The organism is Aeromicrobium sp. P2_G6, assembly GCF_056403535.1.
This window is the reverse complement of the sequence record NZ_JBFUFH010000002.1, coordinates 36,496-58,585: the sequence shown is the minus strand read 5'-3', so window position 1 is coordinate 58,585 and position 22,090 is coordinate 36,496. Positions and strand designations below refer to the sequence as shown.

Genomic DNA, 22,090 nt, shown 5'->3' with positions numbered 1-22,090 from the left:
CATTTCAAACTCAGTCATACGACTGACTTGGATGAGAGTTGAGCGTGAAATGAGCGAAGTTGACGTCGTCGTAGTCGGAGCGGGCCTGTCTGGTCTCGCGGCCGCCCGCAAGCTGGTGGCCGCAGGCAAGAGCGTTGCGGTGCTGGAAGCGCGCGATCGCGTCGGGGGCCGGACCCTGGGCGGGACACTGTCCAACGGCGTCGACGTCGAGCTTGGCGGGCAGTGGATCGGCGAGAGCCAGGACGTGGCCAAGGCTCTGACAGACGAGCTGGGCCTCGAGCGGTACGACACGTACGACACCGGCGACTCGCTGCTGTACATGGATGGTCAACCGCACCGGTTCGATGACGCGACGTGGGGACTCTCGCCGGAATCAGCCGCGGAGGTCAACCGCCTCCATGCACAGCTCGAAGCTCTCGCGACCACGGTGTCCGTCGACTCGCCCTGGGACACCCCGGAGGCCGAGGATCTGGACCGGCAGACCCTCGATGCCTGGCTGGTGGCGACCACCGATGACGAGCCTGCGCGGCGCTACTTTCGCGTGCTGATCCCTGCGGTGTTCTCGGCCGAGTCAGCGGAGCTGTCGCTGCTGCACTTCCTGTTCTACGTCAGGTCCGGCACGAGCTTGGGCGTGCTGATCACCACCACCGGCGGCGCACAGGAGCAGCGCGTCGTCGGCGGCACCCATCGGATCTCCGAGCGGATGGCCGAGGACCTGGGAGATCAGGTCCGCCTGAGCACGGTGGTGCGCACGATTCGTCAGGACGATGCCGGCGTCACCGTCGATTACGAAGGCGGATCGATGACCGCCCAGCGGGTTGTTGTCGCAGTCCCGCCGACGCTAGCCGGTCGCATCCGGTACGTCCCTCCCCTGCCCGTTTCCCGTGACGCCGTGACCCAGCAGATGCCGGCCGGCTCCGTCATCAAGTTCCAGGTCGGCTACGAGACCCCATTCTGGCGCGAGGACGGACTGAATGGTCTCGTGCAGAGCCTCGATCACGCGTTCAACGTCGTGTTGGACAACAGCCCCGCCGACGCGTCATGCGGCGTCCTGGTCGGGTTCATCGAGGGCACCTTCGCCCGGAAAGCAGAGCAGCTGAGCGAGGACGAGCGACGTTCGCTCGTCGTCGACACCTTGGTCGACTTCTTCGGGCAGAAGGCCGCCGAGCCTTTCGACGTCCTGCAACAGGACTGGAATGCGGAAGAGTTCACGCGCGGTTGCTACGGCGGCCGCCTCGGGGCCGGTGTCTGGACCGCATACGGTCATGCGCTCGCCACGCCGGTCGGCAGGATCCACTGGGCCGGTGCCGAGACATCCACCGTCTGGAACGGCTACATGGACGGCGCGATCCGGTCCGGCTACCGTGTCGCCGACGAGATCTTGAGCCGTCAGCCTTAGCCGATTTCGAGGCTCCTGTAGGAACGTCTTGTACAACCCGAGGCCCACACACCAGCGGGTGCCCGGTTCAGAGAACCGAGCACCCGCTGTCACGTGTCTTCAGATGATCACCCGATGTCGGCCGGCTCGACGGTTGCCGATCCCCTCTGGCGGATTCGGTGGAGGACCGCACCGAGGACGAAGACCGCAGGCATGGCGCCGATCATGAGCGCGTTGGGCAGGAAGTCCGTGTAGCCGCTGAGGTAGCTGAAGTTGCTCGCCATCAGGTAGAGCGCACCGACAAGGCCGATGAACCCCAACAGCGGGGCCACGATGACGCGCGCCGCACTGTGACCGCGACGGTCACGTCGGAAGAACATCACCACAGCGATGGCGCACAGCGCCTGCGCCGCCACGACGCCGATGATGCCCGATGCATAGAGCCAGGTGCCGAGCTCGAGGTAGGGGTCGAGACCCGCGACCATCGCGATGATGACGACCACGAACGTGATCACGCTCAGCGTCATGCTCGCGTAGTGCGGCGACGCCATCCGAGGGTGTGTCCTCGACAGGACGCGCGGAAGCATGCCGCTACGGCCCAGCGAGAACAAGTACCGCGTGCAAGCGTTGTGGAAGGCGATGATCGTCGCCAGGAAGCTCGTCACGATGAGGAGCTGCAACGCGGTGACCAGCGCCTCTCCCACATAGGTGTCGGCTTGTGCGAACACCATGTTGAGGAACCCGTCGCCTTGCGCCTCCTTGAGCGCACCGTCAGTGCCGTATCCGTAGATGACGACCCAGAAGCTGAGCGCGTAGAAGACCGCCAGGAAAGCGACTGCAATGTAAGTGGCCCGGGGAATCGTGCGCTCGGGTCTGGCCGCCTCTTCGGAGTAGATGGCCGTTCCCTCGACACCGATGTAGGCGCCGAAGGCGAGCAGGAACAGCGTGCCCGACCCAGCGGCGAAGAAGACGTTGTCCGGCGAGATCGGTGCGGCGCTGGCCGACTCGGGGCCGCCCTGCACCATCACCGCGACGATGAGGATGACGATCACGGCGATCTCAAGGGTCACCAGCAGCATCAGGACCTTGGCGCCGACATCGACCTGGCAGTACCCGACAACTGCCACGATCGCGGCCGCGACCAACGAGCACACCTGCCATGACACGTCGATACTGAAGACGGCGTCGAGGGACGCCCGCGCGAACACCCCGAAGTAGCCGACGAACCCGATCACGCACACGCCGTATGCGGCCATGGTCATCATTGCGGCCCCGGCTCCGGCAGTTCCGCCCAAGCCCCTAGTCACATAGGCATAGAACGCCCCTGCCTCGCGGACGTACTTGGACATCGCCGTGAATCCAGAGGCGAACAGCATCAGCACGATGCCGGTTGCCAGCATGACTCCGGGAGCCCCAATTCCGCCGACTCGCAGCGAGAAGGGCCCCGTGCTCAGCACGACGGTCAGCGGCGAGGCTGCGGCGATCACGAAGAAAGCGATCTGGGCCGTGCCCAGCTTTCCGCCAGCCAGCCGGCCGGTCTCGCTGGCTGCGCTACCTCCGGCTGCGGTTCCGATGTGGGATTCAGTTGCCATGGTGCTCCTTGTGCTGTGCTCGCTGCGACGACTGTGGCCTGGGCCACATCGATGATTTGACCGATGCTGCATCCGACCTCCCGCCGAGCACTACGGGATTTGCGCGAAGAATCCTGCGCGTGTTGTCGAAATCGCCAAGCACCGGAATCGCTGCGGCCGCGGCTGCGCGCGATGCCCCCCGGCTCCGAACCTTTCCCTACACTGCAGGTGTCACGCAGACCCAGCAGGGAGATCCAGCAGATGCCTTCACAGCCTTCGGACGAGCTCGGCATGCGGGAGCGCAAGAAGAAGGAATCGATGGCGCGCCTGAGGACGGCCGCCAAAGAACTGATGTGGGCGCAGGGCTACGAGACGGTGACGACCAAGGCCATCGCGGCACGCGCCGACATGGGCGAGGCCACGTTGTTCCGGTACGTGCCGTCCAAGCTCGACCTGTTCCTCTCCGTCTACGGAGACGAGTTCGAGCAGGTCGTCGACCAGCGCATCCAGGCCCATGCCGACCTCCCGGCCGACCAGTTGCGCGGAGCTGCGGCCCACCTCGATCAGATCCTCGAGAGCTACGACCTCCTGGCCTCGCTGTATACGCGTTACCCCGAGCTGGCGTTCACCTTCGTCAAGGAATCGTTTGGCACCTCGACCGGCATCGGTCGCAGCGGCTTGGAGTATGCCGACCGGTGGTTCGAGCTGTTGGAGTCGATCCTCGATCACGGTCGGACGACGGGCGCTCTCGACGTCGATGACGTCCCGCTCGTCGTGCAGAACTGCCATGCCATCTACGTGCACGAAGTGCTTCGATCGCACGCTCGCGATCTGCCCGCCGCCGAGCTGCCGAGCCGACTCGGCCAGAGGCTCTCGCTGTCCCTGCGCCACCTCGCACGCGACTGATCAGCGCGCCAGAAGGGTCGCCGACGCTACTGCGGCGCCTCGATGACTTGGGTTTTCATCGAAGGAAGTGAGATCGGTTCTCGAATCTTCCGTATCGGCAACCCCCCGAGACTGCGCACGATGGTGAACGCAGCTATTTGGGTGTGCACACGACCAGGAGGAGCGGAACGATGACGGAAATGGTGACGGCGGCGCAAGAGTTCTTCGATGCCTGTGAGACCGGCCAGGGATGGGAGAAGTGCCAGCCGTACTGCCACGCCGACGCCTCGTTCGCGAGCCAGGCGGCAGCTCTCGCGGGGATCGGCAACCTCGAGGCCTACGCCGAATGGATGAGAGGTCTGTTCACCCCAATCCCCGCCGGTCAGGCCGAGGTCATGTCGTTCGCCGTGGACGAGGCCCGGAACAAGGTGGTTGTCTTCGGCGTCTTCCACGGCACCCACACGGCTGACGGAGGCCCAGTCCCTCCCACCGGAAAGACGATGGCGTCGGACTACGCCTACGACCTGGCTTTCGAAGACGGCAAGATCCGCCACGTGACCAAGATCTGGAACGACGCCGCCGCGATGCAGCAGCTCGGGTGGATCTGACCCGCTCGGTCCGCCACGAAACGACACTTCACACCTATCAGGAGCAGACATGGCCAAGCGGATCGGGCTGAACGCCTTCAACATGACTGCGGCAGGGCACCAGAGCTCCGGCATGTGGAGGCATCCGGACAGCCAGGCCCACCGGTACAAGGACCTCGACCACTGGCTCGACCTCGCCAAGACGCTCGAGCGCGGACGCTTCGACGCGCTCTTCCTGGCAGACGTCCTGGGACCGTATGACGTATACGGAGGCTCCGTGGACACTGCGCTCGTCAACGGCATGCAGATCCCCGCGAACGACCCGTTCTCATACATCTCCGGCATGGCTTCAGTCACCTCGAACCTTGGCTTCGCCGTCACGGGCTCGGCCACCTTCGAGCACCCGTACCCCTTCGCCCGGCGCATGAGCACGCTGGACCACCTCACCAAGGGACGCATGGGCTGGAACGTCGTCACGTCCTACCTCGCCAGCGCCTCGCGCAATTTCGGAACCGAGCCGCTCGGCCACGACGACCGGTACGAGCTCGCAGAAGAGTTCATGACGGTCGTGTACAAGCTCTGGGAGCAGTCGTGGGAGGACGACGCCGTCGAGCTGGACAAGGAGCGCGGGGTGTTCGTCAACCCCAGCAAGGTCCACCCCATCCACCACAAGGGCCGCTTCTTCGACGTGGACGGCTTCAACATGGCCGAGCCCTCTCCGCAGCGGACTCCGACCATCTTCCAGGCCGGCGCCTCGTCGCGTGGACGTCAGTTCGCTGCCGAGCACGGTGAGGGCCTGTTCGTGAACGTGCTCAACTCCAACCTGAGCAAGGTCATCACCGACGACATCCGGACCCAGGCCGAGGCCGCCGGCCGGCAGCGCGACGACGTGAAGATCTTCACCATCCTGACCGCCGTCGTCGCAGACTCCGACGCAGAGGCCGAGCGCACGTACAAGGAGTACCAGCAGTACGCGTCGCCCGAAGGGGCGATGGCGCTGTTCGGCGGGTTCTCGGGCGTCGACCTTTCCCAGTTCGATCCGCACACTCCTCTTGAGGCAATGGACACCAACGCGATCCAGACGGTGCTCAACCTCTTCACCAAGCTCGACCCGTCACGCAAGTGGACACCCGCAGACATCGCCAACCACATGAGCATCGGCGGCGTCGAGCCGGTGCTCGTCGGCAGCCCGGAGACGGTCGCCGACGAGATCGAGCGATGGATCGACGAGGGAGATCTCGACGGCATCAATCTGTCCTACGCCGTGACCCCGCATGACATCGAGGCGTCTCGAGCACCAGCGGCCGTTTCGTTCGCCCCTTCCCAAGGTCAGAGACCCGGGTCCACGGCGACGGGTTCGTAGTGCGGCTCGTGGTGGTTGCGGTTCGGCGGCGCGTCGAGCACGTCGCGGACCCGCGCATCGAGCGTCCCCGGGTCGACGAGGTCGTTGTTGCTCAGGACGGTTTCGACGGCGTTGACCCAGTGCTCGAAGTACGACCACGACTCGGCTCCGGCATCGTTCACGCTCTCCCAGTCCTTGATCGACGCGATGAGCGCAGCTTGGAAGTCCGACCACTCGTACTGTCCCGACGTGTGCGCGGCGACGGCCAGCGCGAAGGCACGGAGCTGCCACGGCTCGTCGAAGGCCATGTCATCGGATGCCAGCGGGAGACTCTTCACGAGGCCATCGACCTCGTCCTGCCGACGATCTGCCTGAGACTGCGAGACCGCCCCGGTCATGACGGCACCTGGACGGAACCGACACCGATCATGGCATCGCGACTCACCAGCGCGGCGAGCCGTTCCTCGTCCCAGCCCTCGGTGCCCTCGGGACGTTCAGGCAGCACCCAGTAGCGGATCTCCGAGCTCGAGTCCCAGATGCGGATCTCCTTGGACTCCTCGACGACATAGCCGAACTCGTCGGCCAGCAGCTTGCGCGGCTCGCGGATCATCCGGGATCGGTACTGAGGATCCTTGTACCAGTTGGGCGGTGGCCCGAGCACTGGCCACGGGTAGCAGGAGCACAGGGTGCAGACGATCGCGTGATGAACCTCCGGGGTGTCCTCCAGGACCACCATGTGCTCCCCCTGGCCGCCACCGATGCCAAGCTCCCGACATGCAGCCGGCGCGTCCTCGAGCAGACGGCTCTTGAACTCCGGGTCGACCCAGGCCTTGGCCACGACACGCGCCCCGAGCTGCGGACCCACCTCGTTCTCGTAGATGTCGGCATAGTGGTCGATCATCTCGGCGGTCACCAGGCCCTGCTCGATCATCATCGACTCGAGCGCCTTGACTCGCGCGGCAAGCTCTTCTGGCGTACGTCCGGCATTGCTCATGCTCGTGCTCCTTCGTGGTGATCCATAAGTTCCAGGTACGGCTCCCAGGCGTCGAACGTCGAGGACACGTTGCTCTCGGCATGGTCCTCACCCCAGAGCTCGGCACCGTCGAACTGCACGGTGTACAAGTGCTGAGGGTCCTCCCCCAGCTCGTTGCCAGACTGATCGGGATAGACGAACGAGCCTCGGTAGGCGACGATCGATCCCGTCTTCCCTCGTATGTATCTGGCGAGACGAGTGTGCCCGCGGGGCGCGAAACTGCGCATGCGGACCAGGTCCCCGACCTCGAAGCGCTTGGGCTCGTCCATCGGTCGTGTCGCCGGATTGCCTCCGGTGACGATGGCGTCGACGAACTCGATCAGGGCCGGGTTCGGATCATGCGCCGGCATGCCCTTGTCCGGGTCGTCCAGGTACTCCTGCGTGCGGCGGTCGAGCTCGGCCGCGTCGATGTGGCCCTTGAGAACTCCGTGACGTTCAAACGTGGCGAGCCAGTGCTCGTAGTACGTCGACGTCAGGTAGTGCACCGGATCCATCAGCTCGATGCCGTGCCTGAAGGAGTCGATGTTGAACCATCCACCGGCGAAGCAACCCAGCTGCAGACCGAAGACAACCCGCTCCCAGTCCTCATGGAAGGCCGGCTCCGATGGCGTCGGGTTCACAGCACCGAACCCGTCGGTGCCGCCCAGGTCGAACACACCGTTCATGTCGTCTCCTCACGTGCTGGGGGGCGTGGAAAGCCTCCGGCCTCGTCCTCCACTGCTCGTGCCACCCGGAGCACGGTGGCGTCATCGAATTGGTTGCCCACCACCATCATGCCCACCGGCAGGCCATTGACAATGCCAGCGGGAACCGAGCAGGCGGGGTGACCAGTGACGTCGAATGCCGACGTGTTGACCAGCTGTTCGCTCCCGACCGCCAGGATCTCGAGCAGTGATGCGTCGCTACCCGGCAGCGGACTCGCCGAGATCGGCGACGTGGGCATGACCAAGACGTCATAGCGACTGAGCGCCTCGTCATAGGCAGCCGAAAGCGTCCGCTCGAGGTTGCGAGCCATCGCGTAATGACGGCCGAACGCGACGTCACGGGTGTGCCGCCCATTCAGCATTGCCATCTTGACCGAGGCGGGGAACTGATCAGGCGACTCGCGCCACTGAGCACCGTAGAAGGCCAACATGTCCTCGTCGTAGCGACCCTTCCAGCTCGTTCCGAACGCGTTTCCCTCGACGAGCTGTGTCAGTCCCCCTTCGAACGCGATCACCGCGAAGAGCGCAGGGGCCATCCGGTGCCACGGAATCGACACCTCCTCCACGCTCACACCAGCGGGACGGAGGGTTTCGGCGCAGGCGCGCACCGCCTCGTCAACGCGAGGGTCCGAGTTGGCGTGCCCGAAGCCTTCGCTCACCACTCCGACCCGCAGGCCGCGCGCCTCTCGAGCCGATTCCGCGACGTAGTCAACGGGTTCCCACGTGCGTGGCTGCCGCGGATCGAGTCCGTCCGGTCCAGCGATGACGCCCAGGAGCTTTGCTGCGTCGGCGACCGTACGGGCCGTGGGCCCCAGGTGGTCCAAGGAGTTCTCGACCGGCATGGCGCCGGTGTAAGGGACCAGCCCCCACGTTGGCTTGTGACCCACCAGCCCGAGCCAGGCCGCGGGGATGCGGATCGAGCCACCTTGGTCGCCGGAGATCGCCAGGTCGGCCTCCCCTGTCGCGACCAGGACCCCGCTCCCGCTGGACGACCCACCGGACGACCTGCTGGGATCCCAGGGGTTGCGGACGGGACCCGGGTTGCTCGTGTGCGAACCAGCTGACATGCAGAGGTCCTCGCACACCGTCTTGCCGGTGATGACAGCGCCCGCGGCGAGAAGTCTGGAGACGACCGTGGCGTCGTAGGAGGGGGTGAAGCCCTCCAGCGTTCTTGACCCGTTCATCATGGGAACGCCCGCGACGCTCGTGTTGTCCTTGATCACGACGCGCTGCCCGGCGAGCGGCCCGTCCCCTCGCTCCTGGATCTCGGTCTTGACGTACCAGGCGCCCCACCGGTTCTCCGCCTCCGACGGGCGACTCCACGCCCGCTCAGGTGAGCGCGGGGCGATCTCGTCGTGGGCGGCTTCCACGACGTCCCAAGCCTCGAGCGCTCCGTGAATGGCGTCGCGGTACTGCGTCAGCTCGGACGGCGGGATCTTGAGTCCATAGCCCGCGGCGATGACCTCGAGCGCCTGAAGATCGGGGCGGTTGATCGGCATTGATGTCTCACTTCGTCGACGAGGGGGCCGCCAGCCCGGGCCCCTGAACGATGTACCAACTGGAAGTGACCTGGGTCACCCGACTGATCCATGATTTCTCGGACCGCCGCCTGGTCGGTACGGGGAACCTCCAGACATTGATTCCGCGACTTCGCATTAACCCCAAAACACCCCCGGACCGAGACAGTTCCTCACACATCTCGCCGTGGGCACGCCCTGCCGCGGCGGGTTACGGACTTCCCAAATCCGAGGTCACAAAGTCCTCGCCTTTCCCAACGACGGCGGACTGACGGTGTGGCCAAACTCACCACAACCACCAACGTGGCGAGTCGTCCGGCTCGCCAGAAGGAGTAACCACCATGGCAGCAATTCCCGGCAACATCGCCGGCCGTATCCGTCGGGGCACGGCAGGACGGCCTCGCGGTCATCGAGCAGGACTCGTGCTTGTGAGCGCCAGCATGCTCGCCCTCGCTGCCTGCGGAGGTTCCGCGGATGGTGAAGGCGGGTCCTCCGAAACTTCCTCGGCCGTCGTCGACGAGGCCAAGGCCGCCGTGGCCAAGTACCGCGAGGGCACCGATCGGGCCCTGCCGACCAGCGCACCGAAGCCGGAGGCCGGCAAGAACGTGTGGTTGATCTCTTGCACGCAGGCCGGTGAGGGCTGCGCCACGCCTGCGGCAGGCGCCAAGGAGGCTGCCGCCGTCATCGGCTGGGACCTCACGATCGTTGACGGCAAGGGCCGCCCCGACGTCTTCGCCAACGGCGTCCGCTCCGCGGTTGCCGACAAGGCCGACGGCATCATCCTCGACGTCATCGACTGCGTGGCTGCGAAGAGCGCCCTGCAGGGTGCGAAGAAGGCCGGCATCAAGATCTTCGCCTTCTACGCCTTCGACTGCAACGATCCGATCCTCAAGTCGAAGGATCAGCCACTGTTCGACGCGCAGCTCAGCTTCGGCGACGACATGTCCTACGTCGACTACTTCGAGAAGAAGCAGGCGCGCAGCGTCGCCGACTACGTCATCGCCAAGACCGGTGGCAAGGCGAAGATCATCGAGTTCACCGAGGACGACATCCTGGTCGCCCAGCACCTCAACAAGGGCTTCGAGGATCGCATCAAGGAATGCACCGGGTGCGAGATCGTGAAGAAGGTCCCGTTCAACCTCGATGACTTTGTCACCGGCAAGCTGGGTGGCAAGGCAGACGCGGCACTCACCCAGAACCCTGATGCCAATGTCCTCTACTCCCCGTACGACTCGGCGCTGACCGTCGGCATCGCTCAGGCAGTTGCGGCGTCGGGGCGCAACGACGACATCCTGGTCACGGGCAACGAGGGCCTCAGCCCCAACATCGGCTTTGTGCGAAACAACAAGGGTCAGGACTTCATCGCAGGTGTCCCGTCGCGGTGGGCCGGCTGGGCCGCCATCGACAGCATGAACCGGCTCCTGCAGGACAAGCCCCAAGTCGATCAGGGCATGGGTTTCCAGACGATCGACGCCGACGGCCCGTTCCCGAAGCTGACGACCTTCTACGACCCCCCCCCCACCACCGGGCTCAGCAAGACATTCGCTGGGATCACCGTCCTCAGGGATGCCCACCTGGAGGTCAAGCGGGGCGAGATCCACGCCCTGCTCGGCGGCAACGGTTCAGGCAAGTCGACGCTGATCAAGGTGCTCGCAGGCGTCTACGGAGCCGACGCCGGAGGTCGCATCGACGTCCAGGACATCTCGGCTCCCGCGGACGAATGGTCACCCACCGTGGCTCGGAGCGCGGGCCTGCACTTCGTGCACCAGGACCCGGCTGTGTTCGGGCCCCTGACGGTCGCAGAGAACCTCGCCATCGGCAGAGGCTTTGTCCAGTCCGCCGGCGGCCGTATCGACTGGCCGGCCAGCCGGCGCCGGGCCGCGGAGGTCCTCGAACGATTCTCCATCGACGTCTCGCCGAAGACCCTGGTGGCGAACCTGCGCCCTGCCGACCGCACCATGCTGTCGATCGCCAGGGCTCTCCAGGACCAGGAGGGTGCCCATGACGGCGTGCTCGTGCTGGACGAGCCGACTGCGTCACTGCCCGCGTGGGAGGTCGACATCCTTTTGGCCGCGCTGCGCAAGTACGCCGCGGCTGGGCAGACCATCCTCTACGTTAGCCACCGACTCCCTGAGATCCTCGAGCTGGCCGACCGCGTCACGGTCCTTCGGGACGGGGTCCAGGTCACTACACGGGACGTCGCGGGACTGGATGAGCGGACGCTGGTCGAGCTCATCGCCGGCCGTGACCTCGAGCGGGTCTTCCCAGAACGGCCCGACGCAGTGTCCGATGAGGTCGTCCTCTCGGTACGCGGATTGACCGCAGGACCGTTGAAGGGCGTCGACTTCGATCTTCATCGCGGCGAGGTGCTCGGCGTTGCGGGGCTGCTCGGCTCCGGTCGCACAACCTTGCTGCGGTCGCTCTTCGGAGATCGGCCGGTCGAGTCCGGCGAGATGACCCTGGAAGGCACAAGATTCGCTCCCCGCCGCCCGTCGGCTGCAATGAAGGCAGGCATCGCCATGGTCCCTGAAGACCGCGGCAGTGAAGGCCTGTTCGGGTCGCTCTCGGTGCGGGAGAACCTGTCGGCCGCCACCGTGTCCCGCTACTGGTCCCGGGCCCGCCTCCAGCACGGTCGCGAGCGCTGCGACGCGCGCGACCTGGTTACTGCCTACGGGGTGCGTCCCGCCAGTGACGTCCCGGTCGCAGGCACGCTTTCGGGTGGCAATCAGCAAAAGATCGTCATGGCGCGCTGGCTGCGTCGCGAGCCTGTCGTGCTGCTGCTCGACGAGCCGACCCAAGGAGTCGACGTCCAGGCTCGCTCGGAGATCTACGAGCACATTCGTCGTGCGGTGGCCCGGGGGTCCTCGGTGCTGCTCGTCACGTCTGACTTCGAGGAGCTGGCGCACCTGTCCGATCGGGTGGTGGTGCTGCGTGAGGGCCGAGTGGCCGCGGAGGCGCGTGGCGACGATCTCGACCCGCAACGACTGACCGAACTGTCCTACCTATCCAAGGAGATCTCCGCATGAGCACCATGACGAACACAGAGCCTGAGCACAAGACAACCGCCACGCCCCCGCGGCGCGGACGACCGGAGCTCTCGGTCCTGCTCGAGAAGTACGCCTTGGCTGCGATGTTCATCGTCCTCTGCCTGGCCTTCTCGACGATGAGCTCGACAGCGGAGACCTTCCCAACCCTGGCCAACATCAAGAATGTATTGGGCAGCGAGTCCGTCATCGCCATTGCAGCGCTGGCGTCGATCCTGCCGCTCACCTGTGGTCAGTTCGACCTTTCGGTGGGCGCGATCATCGGTCTGTCCTCGATCGTGACGGCCAGCGCGGCTGCGACACACGACCTGCCTGTGGTGGTCGCGGTCCTGGCCGGTGTCCTGGCAGGAGCGGTGGTGGGAGCCTTCAACGGCTGGCTCGTCGCCTACAGAGGCGTCAACGCCCTCATCGCAACGTTGGGCACGTCGACGCTCGTCGCCGGTCTCATCAGCCTGTACACCGACAACCAGATCATCAGCGTGGGCATCCCCGAGGGTCTGACGAACCTGGGATCGGGAGACCTTCTCGGCATTCCGCGTCCGGTGTACGCCATCGTCATCGTGGCGCTGTTCGTCTACTACCTGCTGCGTCACACCCCCTACGGGCGTTACCTCTCGTCGGTGGGTGCCAGCCCTGCGTCAGCACGCCTCGTCGGGCTAAACGTGCCTCGGATGATCCTGTCAAGCTTCGTGCTGTCCGGAGCGCTTTCTGGGATCGCGGGTGTCCTCCTGCTCGCTCGCGCCGGCACCGCGAACCCTCAGGTCGGCCCCGGCTTCACCCTCGCCGCGTTGTCGGCGGCGTTCCTGGGTGCCACGGCAATCCGTCCCGGCACCTTCAACGTGCCCGGCACGCTGCTCGGTGTCCTGTTCGTCGCCATCAGCGTCAACGGGCTCGTGCTGGCCGGTGCCGCGGACTGGGTCGAGCCGACGTTCAACGGCGCCGCGCTGCTCGTCGCGGTCACGTTGTCGACGGCCATCGCGCGGCGTCGGGCCGGGCAGAGCTGACCGCTCAACGAGGACCGCAGCGACGCTCTGGGGCGCTTACTCCAGGGCGTCGCTGTTTTTCGTGTGTGACGAACAGGTGCCGCAAAACAGGCCTTAGGGAACGCGGGTCGCCGGACTTCCCTGAGTCGCTGGTGACAGCGAACTAGGCGTTGGCCTTCTCAGAGTTCCTTGGCGGGCGGCGGAACGACTCCGGGATGCACCCGTCGATGTCAGCCTTGATGAGCAGCGCCAACAGCCTGGTGGCTGGACGGATCTGCAAGATGGCTCCGCCGTTGATCCACAACCCGCGCTGGCCGGTCTGACCCCACATCGTCGACCATTCGCCTTCCTCGTCCCAACGCGCGATCTCTCCCACGCGTTCAGCGACATCGGCGCCGAACTGGTCGGCCACCTCGACCTTCCGGTTCTGGTATCCGGTGGCCAGGATGACGATGTCGGCGTCCAGGGTCGTGCCGTCGTCAAGATCGGCACCGGCTTCCGCGAACTCGACAATGCGGTCGAAGGGCAGGACCTTGATCCCTCCGTCGATGATGACGTCGGAGGCGCCCTTGTTCAGGTAGAAGCCGCCTCCGGTGCGCTGGAACAGGTCGGGCCAACCCTGGCCTTCGAATCCGTCCCCAACCCGCATCCCGGCCGCTTCGAGGCCCTTCAGCAGCTCGCCGTCCAGGCTCTTCGCGAAGGAGTGATACTGCCGCAGTGCGGCTTCTCGGATCGGCTTGACCTGAGTCATCCCGTCGCGGAGGTCGACCAGCTCAGTCGGAATAGACGGGTCGAGGTGTTCGGCATAGACGAGGTTGGCGGTCTCCACCTGGTTCACCACCACTGGCCCTCGCTGCACCATCGTGACCTCGACACCGTTCTCATACAGGTCGAGCGCGATGTCGTGCGCGCTGGTTGCCGTTCCGACGACCACTGCCTTCTGCACGTCGAAGTCCGCCGCCTTCGTATAGGCGGAGGAGTGGATCACCGTTCCGCGGAACGTCGACAGTCCCGGAAGCGTGGGGACCGACGGGCGTCCACCGATACCGCCAGTCGCGAGGACGATGTGCTGCGGGTGAAGGACACGCTCGGTGCCATCCGCACACCGGAGCGTCGCAGCCCAGGCGCCATCCTGGTCGTCGTACTCAGCGCCGATGAACACGGTGGAGCTCCACACGTTCAGGTCGAGGTAGCGCGCGTACGTCTCCAGCCAGTCGCCCATGACGTCTTTGGGGAGGAACTCGGGATAGTGACTCGGGTAGTCCAAGAACGGAAATGCGTTCATCTCGACCGTGTTGTGCAGGCAGAGGGAGTCATAGCGAAGCCGCCAGTTGTCCCCGACACGCTCGTTCTTGTCGACGATGAGAGCCGTGACGCCGACCTTCGCAAGATGAGCGGCTGCCACCAACCCTGCTTGCCCGCCGCCGACGATCAGCACCTCCGGGTTGCCCTCGACCCACTCGCGGCGTCGTCGATCGTGCTCCCCGAACGTCTGCCCGCGATAGGCAGGCGCGAAGCCGTTGCCACGGGGGTGGCGTTCTGGACCGGGAACATCCTTGAGCTCCTCGAGGCGCGCGTAGACGGCTCGCACCACGAAGCCATACACGGACGCTGCGTCCGGTGTCGCATTGATGAGCGCGACTGCCTTGCCGGACTTGGTGTCGAAGTCGAAGAATGCCTCCACCACGGCGTCGTCCCCATCCCCGATGACCTGCGGATCCGGCCACACCGCGGAGACCTCGAACCCGGACGGCTGGATGTCCTCGACGACGCCCAACAGCATCGACACGATGGCGTCTCTGCCGTGGAACTGGCGGAAGTCCCAGGTCAACGCCCCGTTGTCGCGCAGGGCAGATTGCTCGGCGAACAGCCCACGGAGCGCGCTCCCGTCCCGAGCCGTCAGCGCGTGCTGGAAATCGCGCGCCCATGCTGCCGCACCCTCAGTGATGACGACCGTACTCATGTGGTTCCCCTCGATTGGTCATGCATTTGGTCTTCCGAACGACGCCGCTCAGGTCCTGGCCGGCCTCGGCGGCCGCACGCCAGCGCTCACCAACTCCTGCTGGTTGATCTCGCGCTTGAGGATCTTGCCGGTCGACCCCTTGGGGAGACCTTCACTCAGTTGGAAGACCCGCGGAACCTTGTATGCCGAGAGGCGTTCTCCGAGCCACTCACGCAGCTCGACCAGGTCCACAGACTCTTGCTGCCCAACTACGAGGACCGCGGCGACTTCTTCACCGAGGCGCTCGTCAGGGATGCCGATGACAGCGCATTCCACGATGGCGGGGTGACTGTAGAGGACTTCCTCCACCTCGGTCGGGTACACGTTGTACCCGCCCCGGATGATCAGCTCCTTGAGCCGGCCCACGATCCACAGATCACCGTCGGCGTCCATCGTGCCCAGATCGCCCGTGAGGAACCACGGACCGCTGCGCACACTGGCAGTCGCCTCCGGCCGGTTCCAGTACTCCCGCATCACGCCCGGGCCGTCCACTGCCACCTCTCCCACCTCGCCCAGAGGCACAGGCTGGTGGTCGCTGTCCAGGATGGCGATGCGGGTGCCGTACACAGCGCGTCCCACGCTGCCTTCCTTGGCCGGATGCCGGACAGATCCACACGTCGCCGAGGCCGCTGTCTCCGTCAACCCGTATCCGTCGACCATGTGAGCGCCGAACTTCTCCCGGAACGCGTCCTTCACCGCTGTGGGCAGTGGCGCACCGCCGCACAGGCACAGCCGCAGCCCAGCGAGATCGGCTGCGCTGTACGACGTCTCGGTGTGAAGCATCTCGTTCCACATCGTGGGGACACCTGCGATCGCGGTCAGCCCGTGTGCGACGGCCAGATCGAGCATCGCGGCGGCGTCGAACCGCCGAAGCAACGAGAGGCCGCCACCGACCCCGTGAATCGAACCCATGACCGAGACCTGGCCGAACACGTGGAACAGCGGCAGCGCCGTGCCCATGCGATCCTCCGGTCCGACCTCCTGCACCCGCGCGCCGGCCTCCGCGGTGGCAAGCATGTTGCGATGAGTGAGAACTGCCCCCTTCGGCTGTCCCGTGGTGCCGGACGTGTAGAGGATCGCGGCTGCCTCGTTCTCGTCCAGGTCGGTGAATCCAAGACTGTGGTCGACATCGCCTGGCACGTCCTTGGCCACTGAGCCCGGGGCAAGGATCCACGTCGGTATCGACTGTGTCGCCGCAGCGACGGTGAGCGCGTCCGATGTGTCGTGGTAGCCGACCGCAAGCACGCAGTCCGCATCAGCCAGGTAGTACTCAATCTCTGGGGCCGTGCAAAGCGTGTTGACGGTCACCGCCGTGGCGCCGATCGCCAGGATTCCGTAGTAGACGAAGACGAACTCCGCAGTCGACGGAACGACCATGAGGACTCTGTCGCCGCGGTCGACGCCGCGGTGCCGAAGCCCGAGAGCTGCCCGTTCGACGTTGGCGCGGACCTCGGCGTATGTCCACGCCTGGTCGCCCACGCGTAGCGCGATGTGCTCAGGAGTCGCGTCGGCGTACTTCCAGATGTTCTGCACCACATTTGTCATCGTGCTGGCCATTCCTGTCTGCGATGGGTGAAACCGAAACCAGGCGCGCGTCGCGCCCTAATTCAACGAACGGTCCGGATGAGCTTCTTGTTGACGAACTCGTCGATGCCCAGCGGACCGAGCTCGCGGCCATAGCCGGAGCGCTTCACTCCCCCGAAGGGCAGCTCCGCGCCGGTCGCGTAGACGCCGTTGATGATCACCATTCCRGCATCGATCTGCTCCGCCACGCGCCGAGCCTGCTCGGGATCGGTGGTGAACACGTACGACCCCAGCCCGTACGGGGTGTCATTCGCGACGGTGATGGCTTCTTCCTCACTGCCGACCTTGAAGACCATGGCGACCGGGCCGAACAACTCCTCCTGTGAGGCGTTCTCGCCGACGGCGATACCCGTCAGGACGCTCGTCGGATACCAAGCGCCAACACGTTCGCCGGAAGCAGCGAGCTGGGCGCCGTCAGCGACCGCGTCCCGCACCTGCTGCTCGAGCCGGACAGCAGCACCTTCAGAGGACAGCGGGGCCGCCGGAGCACCGACCATGCGCTCGGTGAACTTCTCCACGAACTCGTCGTAGATGCTCTCGTGGACGATGACACGCTTCCCGGCGTTGCACGCCTGACCAGCGTTGGCAGCAATGCGAGCCTGCGCCGCGTCCTCGACCGTCGCATCCATGTCATCCGTGCTGAGCACGATCACGGGGTCGGATCCGCCGAGCTCAAGCACGACCTTCTTCAGGTGGCGGCCGGCGATCTCGGCGACGGCTGACCCCGCCCGCTCCGATCCGGTGAGCGAGACGCCCTGCACGCGCCGGTCGGCGATGATGGTCTCGACCTGCTCGTTGGTCGCGTAGACGTTGACGTACGCACCCTCCGGGAACCCGGCGTCGCGGAACATGCCCTCCAGCAGGGCTGCGGACTCCGGACACTGTGGAGCGTGCTTCAGCAGCACGGTGTTGCCGGCCGCGAGGTGAGGGGCTGCGAATCGGGCGACCTGGTACGCCGGGAAGTTCCACGGCATGATGCCGAGGAGGACACCGAGAGGCTCGCGCCGCAGCACGGCTGAGCCCTCGCCGTACAGCAGCGGCAGCTCCTGATCAGCGAGGAACGTCGCGGCATGGTCCGCGTAGTAGGCATAGATCGAGGCGCTGAAGTCGATCTCGAACAGCGCCATCTCGACGGGCTTTCCCATCTCGCGGTTGATGATCGCTGCGAACTCGTCGCGGCGCTCGATGTGCAACGCCGCGACCTTGCGCAGCAGCTCTGCACGATCTTCGACCGCACCGTGCCGGCCCCACGAGCGGAAAGCCTGGTCCGCCGAGGTGATGGCCTGCGAGATCTCCTCGTCCGTGTGCGTCGTGTACTCCGAGACCAGCTTGCCGCTGCTCGGGTCGACTACTGCGTACTGAACATCGCTCATGATGCCTGTGCTCCAAACTCATAGGACTCGATCCGTCTCCATGATCGAGAAGTCGTGAGACCGGCGACACAGCGCTGGCCCAAAGTTCGGGGCCGATGTTCTCGGATTCCGCAAGGTCAGCGATTGGCGATCGCCTGGGTCGCCGCCGCGGCGGTGGCACAGAGGGCCTCGACCCTGTCGTGCACCTCGGCGGACGTCACTCGTTCCCACCGCCCCCACATCGTCAACATGTACGCCACGCGCCCACTGGCATCGAACACCGGCGCGCTCAGGGACCTCAGCTCCACGTCGTCGGGCTCTTCGAGCTGGTTGTAGCCGTCGAGCGCCTGGAAGAACGCCTCTCGCATGGACGAGGTCGGCACCTCCGGGTCTCCGGCATTGATCCGAGTGGCCACGAGCTCAAGCTGGGCTCCGGCCTGATGGCCGAAGGCCACGGCGTACCCGCGGTTGCGCACGAGGTCTGGGACCTGGCGCAGGACGTCCATCTGCTCGTCATTCAGCATGTCGGCCACCGACTCGACCCACTTCGCGCGGAGCTCGACGTCGCCCCACGCCGCGAAGCAGCTCCCGATCGGCGGCATGAACGGAAGCCGTTGGCCCACTCTCGTTGGCGCGACCGCGATGTCGGTCCGTCCCGCCGCGGCGGCCAGGACCAGCTCGTCCTTCACCAACGCGATGGCCGTCACCTCGGTGTCGAATCTGTCCGCCAACCCCTCCATGTGGGGACGGGCCAGATCGATCTCGGCCAGGTGTCCCAGCAGGTCGGTGTCCCCCGAGGCCAGCGAAAGCGGGGTGAATGAGCCGTAGCCACCCCTGAAGAAGAGCAGAGGTTGGTCAGGGCTGCCATGGTCGAGCCCGAGCACTCGTCCGACCACGATGTCGTGGTCACCACCCGGGTGGACCTGCTCGGTGAGGCAGTCGATCCACACCACAGCACCATCGATCACCGGGTTACCGGCCGGCGACTGACGCAGTGCGAAACCCTCGAACTTGTCGGTTTTCCTCATCGCGACTGCCCGGCAGAGGTCCTCCTGACCGGCACCGAGCACGTTGATGCAGAACGAGTCTCCGCTATCGCGAAGGGCGCGCCACGACGACGACGTCTTGCTCGGCAGGAACGCAACCAGCGGCGGGTCCATCGACACGGAGGTGAAGGACCCCACGGTCATCCCGATCGGATCTCCTGCCGCATCGTTCGCGGTCACGACGACGACGCCCGTTGGGTACTGTCCGAGCACCTCTCGGAACCGGGTCGGATCGATGCGGGTCATGACACTCCTCAGTAGGGCACCCACACATTTACGGAGTGCACTTTGTTTGAGAGTAGACTGTCATAAGTGGAGAACTGCGTCACTACCTGAACCACAAAAGGTTCGGGACGCACCCGACACGGGCACGTCCCGAACCTCACAAGCTGCTTCCGGCGGAACTACTTGCGTCCGACCGTCGGGTTCTCTGCACCGACCAGGTGCACGGTGTTGCCGAAGACTTCCTCGCCTCGACCCATCTCCGCGTGCGACCGCGGTACGTCGTCGAAGCCGAGCACTCGACCCACGGCCGGATCGATCTTCCCGGCCCGAATGAGCTCGTTGTAGGCGTACGCCTGGGCGTCGTTGGTGCCGTGGGAGCCCTGCAGGCGCTTTTGGCGAGTCCAGTGATATCGGAGATCCACCATCGCGTCGAAGCCCGAAGTTCCGGCGCAGATGACGACCATGCCACCGGGCTGGCACAGGAAGATCGACGTGGGAATGGTCGCTGCGCCCGGGTGTTCGAACACGATGGCGGGTTCCTCGCGACCTCCGGCTATGGCCCAGAAGTCCTTGCCGAACTGCCGCGCGCCGGCGGTCCACACCTTCTGGCCTTCGCTGTCGTCGACGAGCGGCGGGATGCCCCAGTGGTCGTACTTGCGGCGATCGAGATATCCAATGGCACCGAACTTCATGGCGTACTCACCGCGATCATCACCGGACACGACGGCGATGGCGCGACCGCCCGCCGCCTTGACGAGCTGACTGGCCTGCGTGCCGAGACCGCCGGAGCCTCCCCAGACCAGGACGAGGTCGTCCTCCTGCACCGTGTTGCCCTGCCAACCCATCAGCATCCTGTACGCCGTGGTGCCGACCAGCGTCGGAGCGGCGGCCTCGGCCCAGGACAGATGATCGGCCTTCGGCATCAGCTGATGAGCCTGCACACGGGCGAACTGACCGAACGCACCGTAGTTGGTGTCATATCCCCAGATCTTGGCGCTCGGAGCGATCATCTGGTCCTTGCCGGCAGCGATCCACGGGTCATCGACGTCCCAGACGCCGGGGTGCACCACGACCTCGTCGCCCACGTTCCAGTCCTCCACACCGTCTCCAACGGCGTAGACGATGCCCGACGCGTCCGATCCACCGATGTGAAAGTCCTCGGGCTCGCCCCGCTTCTGACGGGTGGCTACCTGATCGACCGGATAGCCGCGAGCGGCCCATACGTTGTTGTAGTTGACGCCGGCCGCCATGACGGCAATCAGCACTTCGCCCGGTCCGATCCGGGGGGTGCCGACGATCTCGGGCACGAATGCCGCCGCCGGATCGCCGTAGCGGTCCTGTCGAACGACCTGGGCGGACATCTTCTCCGGGACCACGCCAACAGGGGGAAGCGTTCCGATGTCCACCGCTGATGCGCCGGGCGTGCTGACTGGCTTGCGCTGGTCGTCCACAACCATGTTGAGCCTTTCTCGTGTACGCCCTGCCGGGCGCGTCCTGACATATGACTGCCCGAGTGTCGTCGCTGCCTCGTCGAGGTGGCGACGGGCAGGACGAGGACTTTGGCGGAACCTCTGTCGAAATCCCTAAGCACCGAAGGTGGGCCACGACGACAACGAGGACACTCAGGCGCGAGACGGTCTGCCGCGATCGGCGGCGATCATCGCCGCAGACCCCACGGCAGGACCGATCGCCAGGACCACGAGTGCGACGCTCCAGGAGAAGTGCTCGACGACCTGCGGGACGACGGCCAACGTCACCATCGTCGTGATGTAGCCGAGGGCCAGCTGCAGTGAGATCGCGCCGCCGACGTAGTCGGCATCGGCACTCTCCGCGACCATGGCGGAGAACTGGGCCGAGTCAGCGATGACCCAGAAGCCCCAGAAGGCGCAGATCCCGATGATGAGGCCGAGTGGTGCGGTGGTGTAGATCCCCGCCAGGAGCAGGGCGGAGCCACCCGAGCAGACGAGGCTGATCAGGGCCGCCCGAGGCCTCCCCCACCTGTCCCCGATCACCCCACCGAGGAGACAGCCCGCGGCACCGGCACCGATGCAGAGGAAAGCGAGCAGAGCGCCGAAGCTCTCTGCGTCGGAGCGGGTGGCAACCGCCGGCAGCGCCACGATGAACGCGCCCACGCCGGCCCACATCGCATACAGCTCCCACATGTGGCCGACGTAGCCGATGTTGGCCAGCGCGACGTCCCGCGTGCGGATCGATTTCAGCCCGCCGCCGAGGCTGAAGGGGCGACGCGGGAAGGGGTAGGGTCCCGAGCCCTTGATGAGCAGGACGACGAGACCACCGAGGATGGCCAGCACGCTGGTGGTCGCAATCACCAGGCGCCAGTCGACGCCGCCTGTCGCGGTCACCAGGTGCGGGAGGGCCGAGCCCAGAGTGAGCGCGCCGATCATGACGCCCAAGGCCTTTCCGCGTCCGCGAAGGAACCAGGTCGACACCTCCTTGACCGCCGGCGGGTAGACCGCCGCCAGGAACACTCCGGTGGCGACCCGCAGCGGCAGAGCCGAGACCAGCCCGTCGCACAGCAGAAGGCCTGCGTTACACAGACCTGCGCCAACCCCACCGATGCACATCAACGTCCGGCTGGGAACGGCATCGGCGATGCCCGTGGCGGTCGACAGCAGCGCGCCCACGACGAATCCCAGCTGGACCGCGATCGTGAGGGCCGAGGTGCCACCAGCGCCGAGACCCCAATCCACCCTCAGCTGGGGAACCACGAACGTTGCCGAGAACCAGGCACTCATCGACAGAAGCGTGCCCACGGCGATCAACGCCACCGCCGCCACAGGGTGACTGGTGACTGCAGTGCGCGAGGCTCCGGTCAT

General features: G+C 65.8%; 17 protein-coding genes. 6 read left to right on the top strand and 11 right to left on the bottom strand.

Annotated elements, in window-relative coordinates:
• Positions 1–49 precede the first annotated feature (49 nt).
• Positions 50–1,399 carry a flavin monoamine oxidase family protein gene (locus tag AC1DVU_RS06665; RefSeq protein ID WP_476921647.1) on the top strand — a complete coding sequence of 450 codons (1,350 nt, stop codon included), beginning with the start codon at positions 50–52 and terminating at the stop codon, positions 1,397–1,399.
• Positions 1,400–1,506: 107 nt separating this feature from the next.
• Here the strand turns inward: AC1DVU_RS06665 and AC1DVU_RS06660 are convergent, their stop codons facing one another.
• Positions 1,507–2,970: an APC family permease gene (locus tag AC1DVU_RS06660; RefSeq protein WP_476921646.1), complete on the bottom strand. Its 1,464-nt coding sequence runs from the start codon at positions 2,968–2,970 to the stop codon at positions 1,507–1,509.
• A 240-nt stretch (positions 2,971–3,210) separates the two neighbouring features.
• Here AC1DVU_RS06660 and AC1DVU_RS06655 point away from each other — a divergent pair, with 240 nt between their 5' ends.
• The 3 genes from AC1DVU_RS06655 (at position 3,211) to AC1DVU_RS06645 (ending at position 5,784) form a co-directional block, all read left to right on the top strand.
• Positions 3,211–3,855, top strand: a complete 645-nt coding sequence (locus tag AC1DVU_RS06655) for a TetR/AcrR family transcriptional regulator (RefSeq protein WP_476921645.1) — start codon at positions 3,211–3,213, stop codon at positions 3,853–3,855.
• 170 nt (positions 3,856–4,025) lie between these two features.
• Entirely contained in the window at positions 4,026–4,442 is a 417-nt protein-coding gene (locus tag AC1DVU_RS06650) for an ester cyclase (RefSeq protein WP_476921644.1), read from the top strand.
• Positions 4,443–4,491: 49 nt separating this feature from the next.
• Positions 4,492–5,784: an LLM class flavin-dependent oxidoreductase gene (locus tag AC1DVU_RS06645; protein WP_476921643.1), complete on the top strand. Its 1,293-nt coding sequence runs from the start codon at positions 4,492–4,494 to the stop codon at positions 5,782–5,784.
• On the opposite strand, the gene AC1DVU_RS06640 is transcribed toward AC1DVU_RS06645, so the two are convergent.
• From AC1DVU_RS06640 to AC1DVU_RS06625, 4 genes are read right to left on the bottom strand one after another with little or no spacing between them, the layout of a single operon-like run.
• A complete protein-coding gene (locus tag AC1DVU_RS06640; protein ID WP_476921642.1) occupies positions 5,751–6,161 on the bottom strand; it encodes a nitrile hydratase accessory protein in 411 nt (136 codons plus the stop codon). The genes AC1DVU_RS06645 and AC1DVU_RS06640 overlap by 34 nt on opposite strands.
• Positions 6,158–6,757, bottom strand: coding sequence for a nitrile hydratase subunit alpha (gene nthA / locus AC1DVU_RS06635; protein ID WP_476921641.1), 600 nt, complete (start codon positions 6,755–6,757; stop codon positions 6,158–6,160). The genes AC1DVU_RS06640 and nthA overlap by 4 nt, the downstream gene beginning before the upstream one ends.
• Entirely contained in the window at positions 6,754–7,461 is a 708-nt protein-coding gene (gene nthB, locus AC1DVU_RS06630; RefSeq protein WP_476921640.1) for a nitrile hydratase subunit beta, read from the bottom strand. The genes nthA and nthB overlap by 4 nt, the downstream gene beginning before the upstream one ends.
• Entirely contained in the window at positions 7,458–8,999 is a 1,542-nt protein-coding gene (locus tag AC1DVU_RS06625; RefSeq protein ID WP_476921639.1) for an amidase, read from the bottom strand. Before AC1DVU_RS06625 ends, nthB begins: the two co-directional genes overlap by 4 nt.
• Positions 9,000–9,358: 359 nt before the next feature.
• Between AC1DVU_RS06625 and AC1DVU_RS06620 the strand changes: the two genes are divergently transcribed.
• Both AC1DVU_RS06620 and AC1DVU_RS06615 read left to right on the top strand, forming a co-directional pair.
• Positions 9,359–12,043 carry an ATP-binding cassette domain-containing protein gene (locus AC1DVU_RS06620; protein ID WP_476921638.1) on the top strand — a complete coding sequence of 895 codons (2,685 nt, stop codon included), beginning with the start codon at positions 9,359–9,361 and terminating at the stop codon, positions 12,041–12,043.
• Positions 12,040–13,065 carry an ABC transporter permease gene (locus AC1DVU_RS06615; protein WP_476921637.1) on the top strand — a complete coding sequence of 342 codons (1,026 nt, stop codon included), beginning with the start codon at positions 12,040–12,042 and terminating at the stop codon, positions 13,063–13,065. The genes AC1DVU_RS06620 and AC1DVU_RS06615 overlap by 4 nt, the downstream gene beginning before the upstream one ends.
• Positions 13,066–13,207: 142 nt before the next feature.
• Here the strand turns inward: AC1DVU_RS06615 and AC1DVU_RS06610 are convergent, their stop codons facing one another.
• From AC1DVU_RS06610 to AC1DVU_RS06585, 6 genes are all read right to left on the bottom strand, one after another.
• Positions 13,208–15,007 carry an NAD(P)-binding domain-containing protein gene (locus tag AC1DVU_RS06610; RefSeq protein WP_476921636.1) on the bottom strand — a complete coding sequence of 600 codons (1,800 nt, stop codon included), beginning with the start codon at positions 15,005–15,007 and terminating at the stop codon, positions 13,208–13,210.
• A gap of 48 nt (positions 15,008–15,055) precedes the next feature.
• Positions 15,056–16,591 (bottom strand): class I adenylate-forming enzyme family protein, encoded by a 1,536-nt coding sequence (locus tag AC1DVU_RS06605; protein ID WP_476921635.1) that lies wholly within the window; start codon positions 16,589–16,591, stop codon positions 15,056–15,058.
• A gap of 62 nt (positions 16,592–16,653) precedes the next feature.
• Positions 16,654–18,003: an NAD-dependent succinate-semialdehyde dehydrogenase gene (locus AC1DVU_RS06600; RefSeq protein WP_476921634.1), complete on the bottom strand. Its 1,350-nt coding sequence runs from the start codon at positions 18,001–18,003 to the stop codon at positions 16,654–16,656.
• Positions 18,004–18,119: 116 nt separating this feature from the next.
• The gene (locus tag AC1DVU_RS06595; protein WP_476921633.1) at positions 18,120–19,274 is read right to left on the bottom strand and encodes a flavin reductase; all 1,155 of its coding nucleotides are present in this window, start codon (positions 19,272–19,274) and stop codon (positions 18,120–18,122) included.
• A gap of 158 nt (positions 19,275–19,432) precedes the next feature.
• On the bottom strand, positions 19,433–20,710 hold the full coding sequence (ccrA, locus tag AC1DVU_RS06590) for a crotonyl-CoA carboxylase/reductase (RefSeq protein WP_476921632.1): 1,278 nt from the start codon (positions 20,708–20,710) through the stop codon (positions 19,433–19,435).
• 165 nt (positions 20,711–20,875) lie between these two features.
• Positions 20,876–22,090, bottom strand: coding sequence for an MFS transporter (locus AC1DVU_RS06585; RefSeq protein ID WP_476922464.1), 1,215 nt, complete (start codon positions 22,088–22,090; stop codon positions 20,876–20,878).

Coding starts and splice junctions, on each gene's coding strand:
- AC1DVU_RS06625 (WP_476921639.1), bottom strand. CDS start 8,999: ATGCCGATCAACCGCCCCGATCTTCAGGCGCTCGAGGTCATCGCCGCG.
- AC1DVU_RS06660 (WP_476921646.1), bottom strand. CDS start 2,970: ATGGCAACTGAATCCCACATCGGAACCGCAGCCGGAGGTAGCGCAGCC.
- AC1DVU_RS06645 (WP_476921643.1), top strand. CDS start 4,492: ATGGCCAAGCGGATCGGGCTGAACGCCTTCAACATGACTGCGGCAGGG.
- nthA (WP_476921641.1), bottom strand. CDS start 6,757: ATGAGCAATGCCGGACGTACGCCAGAAGAGCTTGCCGCGCGAGTCAAG.
- AC1DVU_RS06615 (WP_476921637.1), top strand. CDS start 12,040: ATGAGCACCATGACGAACACAGAGCCTGAGCACAAGACAACCGCCACG.
- ccrA (WP_476921632.1), bottom strand. CDS start 20,710: ATGGTTGTGGACGACCAGCGCAAGCCAGTCAGCACGCCCGGCGCATCA.
- nthB (WP_476921640.1), bottom strand. CDS start 7,461: ATGAACGGTGTGTTCGACCTGGGCGGCACCGACGGGTTCGGTGCTGTG.
- AC1DVU_RS06585 (WP_476922464.1), bottom strand. CDS start 22,090: ATGACCGGAGCCTCGCGCACTGCAGTCACCAGTCACCCTGTGGCGGCG.
- AC1DVU_RS06610 (WP_476921636.1), bottom strand. CDS start 15,007: ATGAGTACGGTCGTCATCACTGAGGGTGCGGCAGCATGGGCGCGCGAT.
- AC1DVU_RS06605 (WP_476921635.1), bottom strand. CDS start 16,591: ATGACAAATGTGGTGCAGAACATCTGGAAGTACGCCGACGCGACTCCT.
- AC1DVU_RS06665 (WP_476921647.1), top strand. CDS start 50: ATGAGCGAAGTTGACGTCGTCGTAGTCGGAGCGGGCCTGTCTGGTCTC.
- AC1DVU_RS06650 (WP_476921644.1), top strand. CDS start 4,026: ATGACGGAAATGGTGACGGCGGCGCAAGAGTTCTTCGATGCCTGTGAG.
- AC1DVU_RS06640 (WP_476921642.1), bottom strand. CDS start 6,161: ATGACCGGGGCGGTCTCGCAGTCTCAGGCAGATCGTCGGCAGGACGAG.
- AC1DVU_RS06620 (WP_476921638.1), top strand. CDS start 9,359: ATGGCAGCAATTCCCGGCAACATCGCCGGCCGTATCCGTCGGGGCACG.
- AC1DVU_RS06595 (WP_476921633.1), bottom strand. CDS start 19,274: ATGACCCGCATCGATCCGACCCGGTTCCGAGAGGTGCTCGGACAGTAC.
- AC1DVU_RS06655 (WP_476921645.1), top strand. CDS start 3,211: ATGCCTTCACAGCCTTCGGACGAGCTCGGCATGCGGGAGCGCAAGAAG.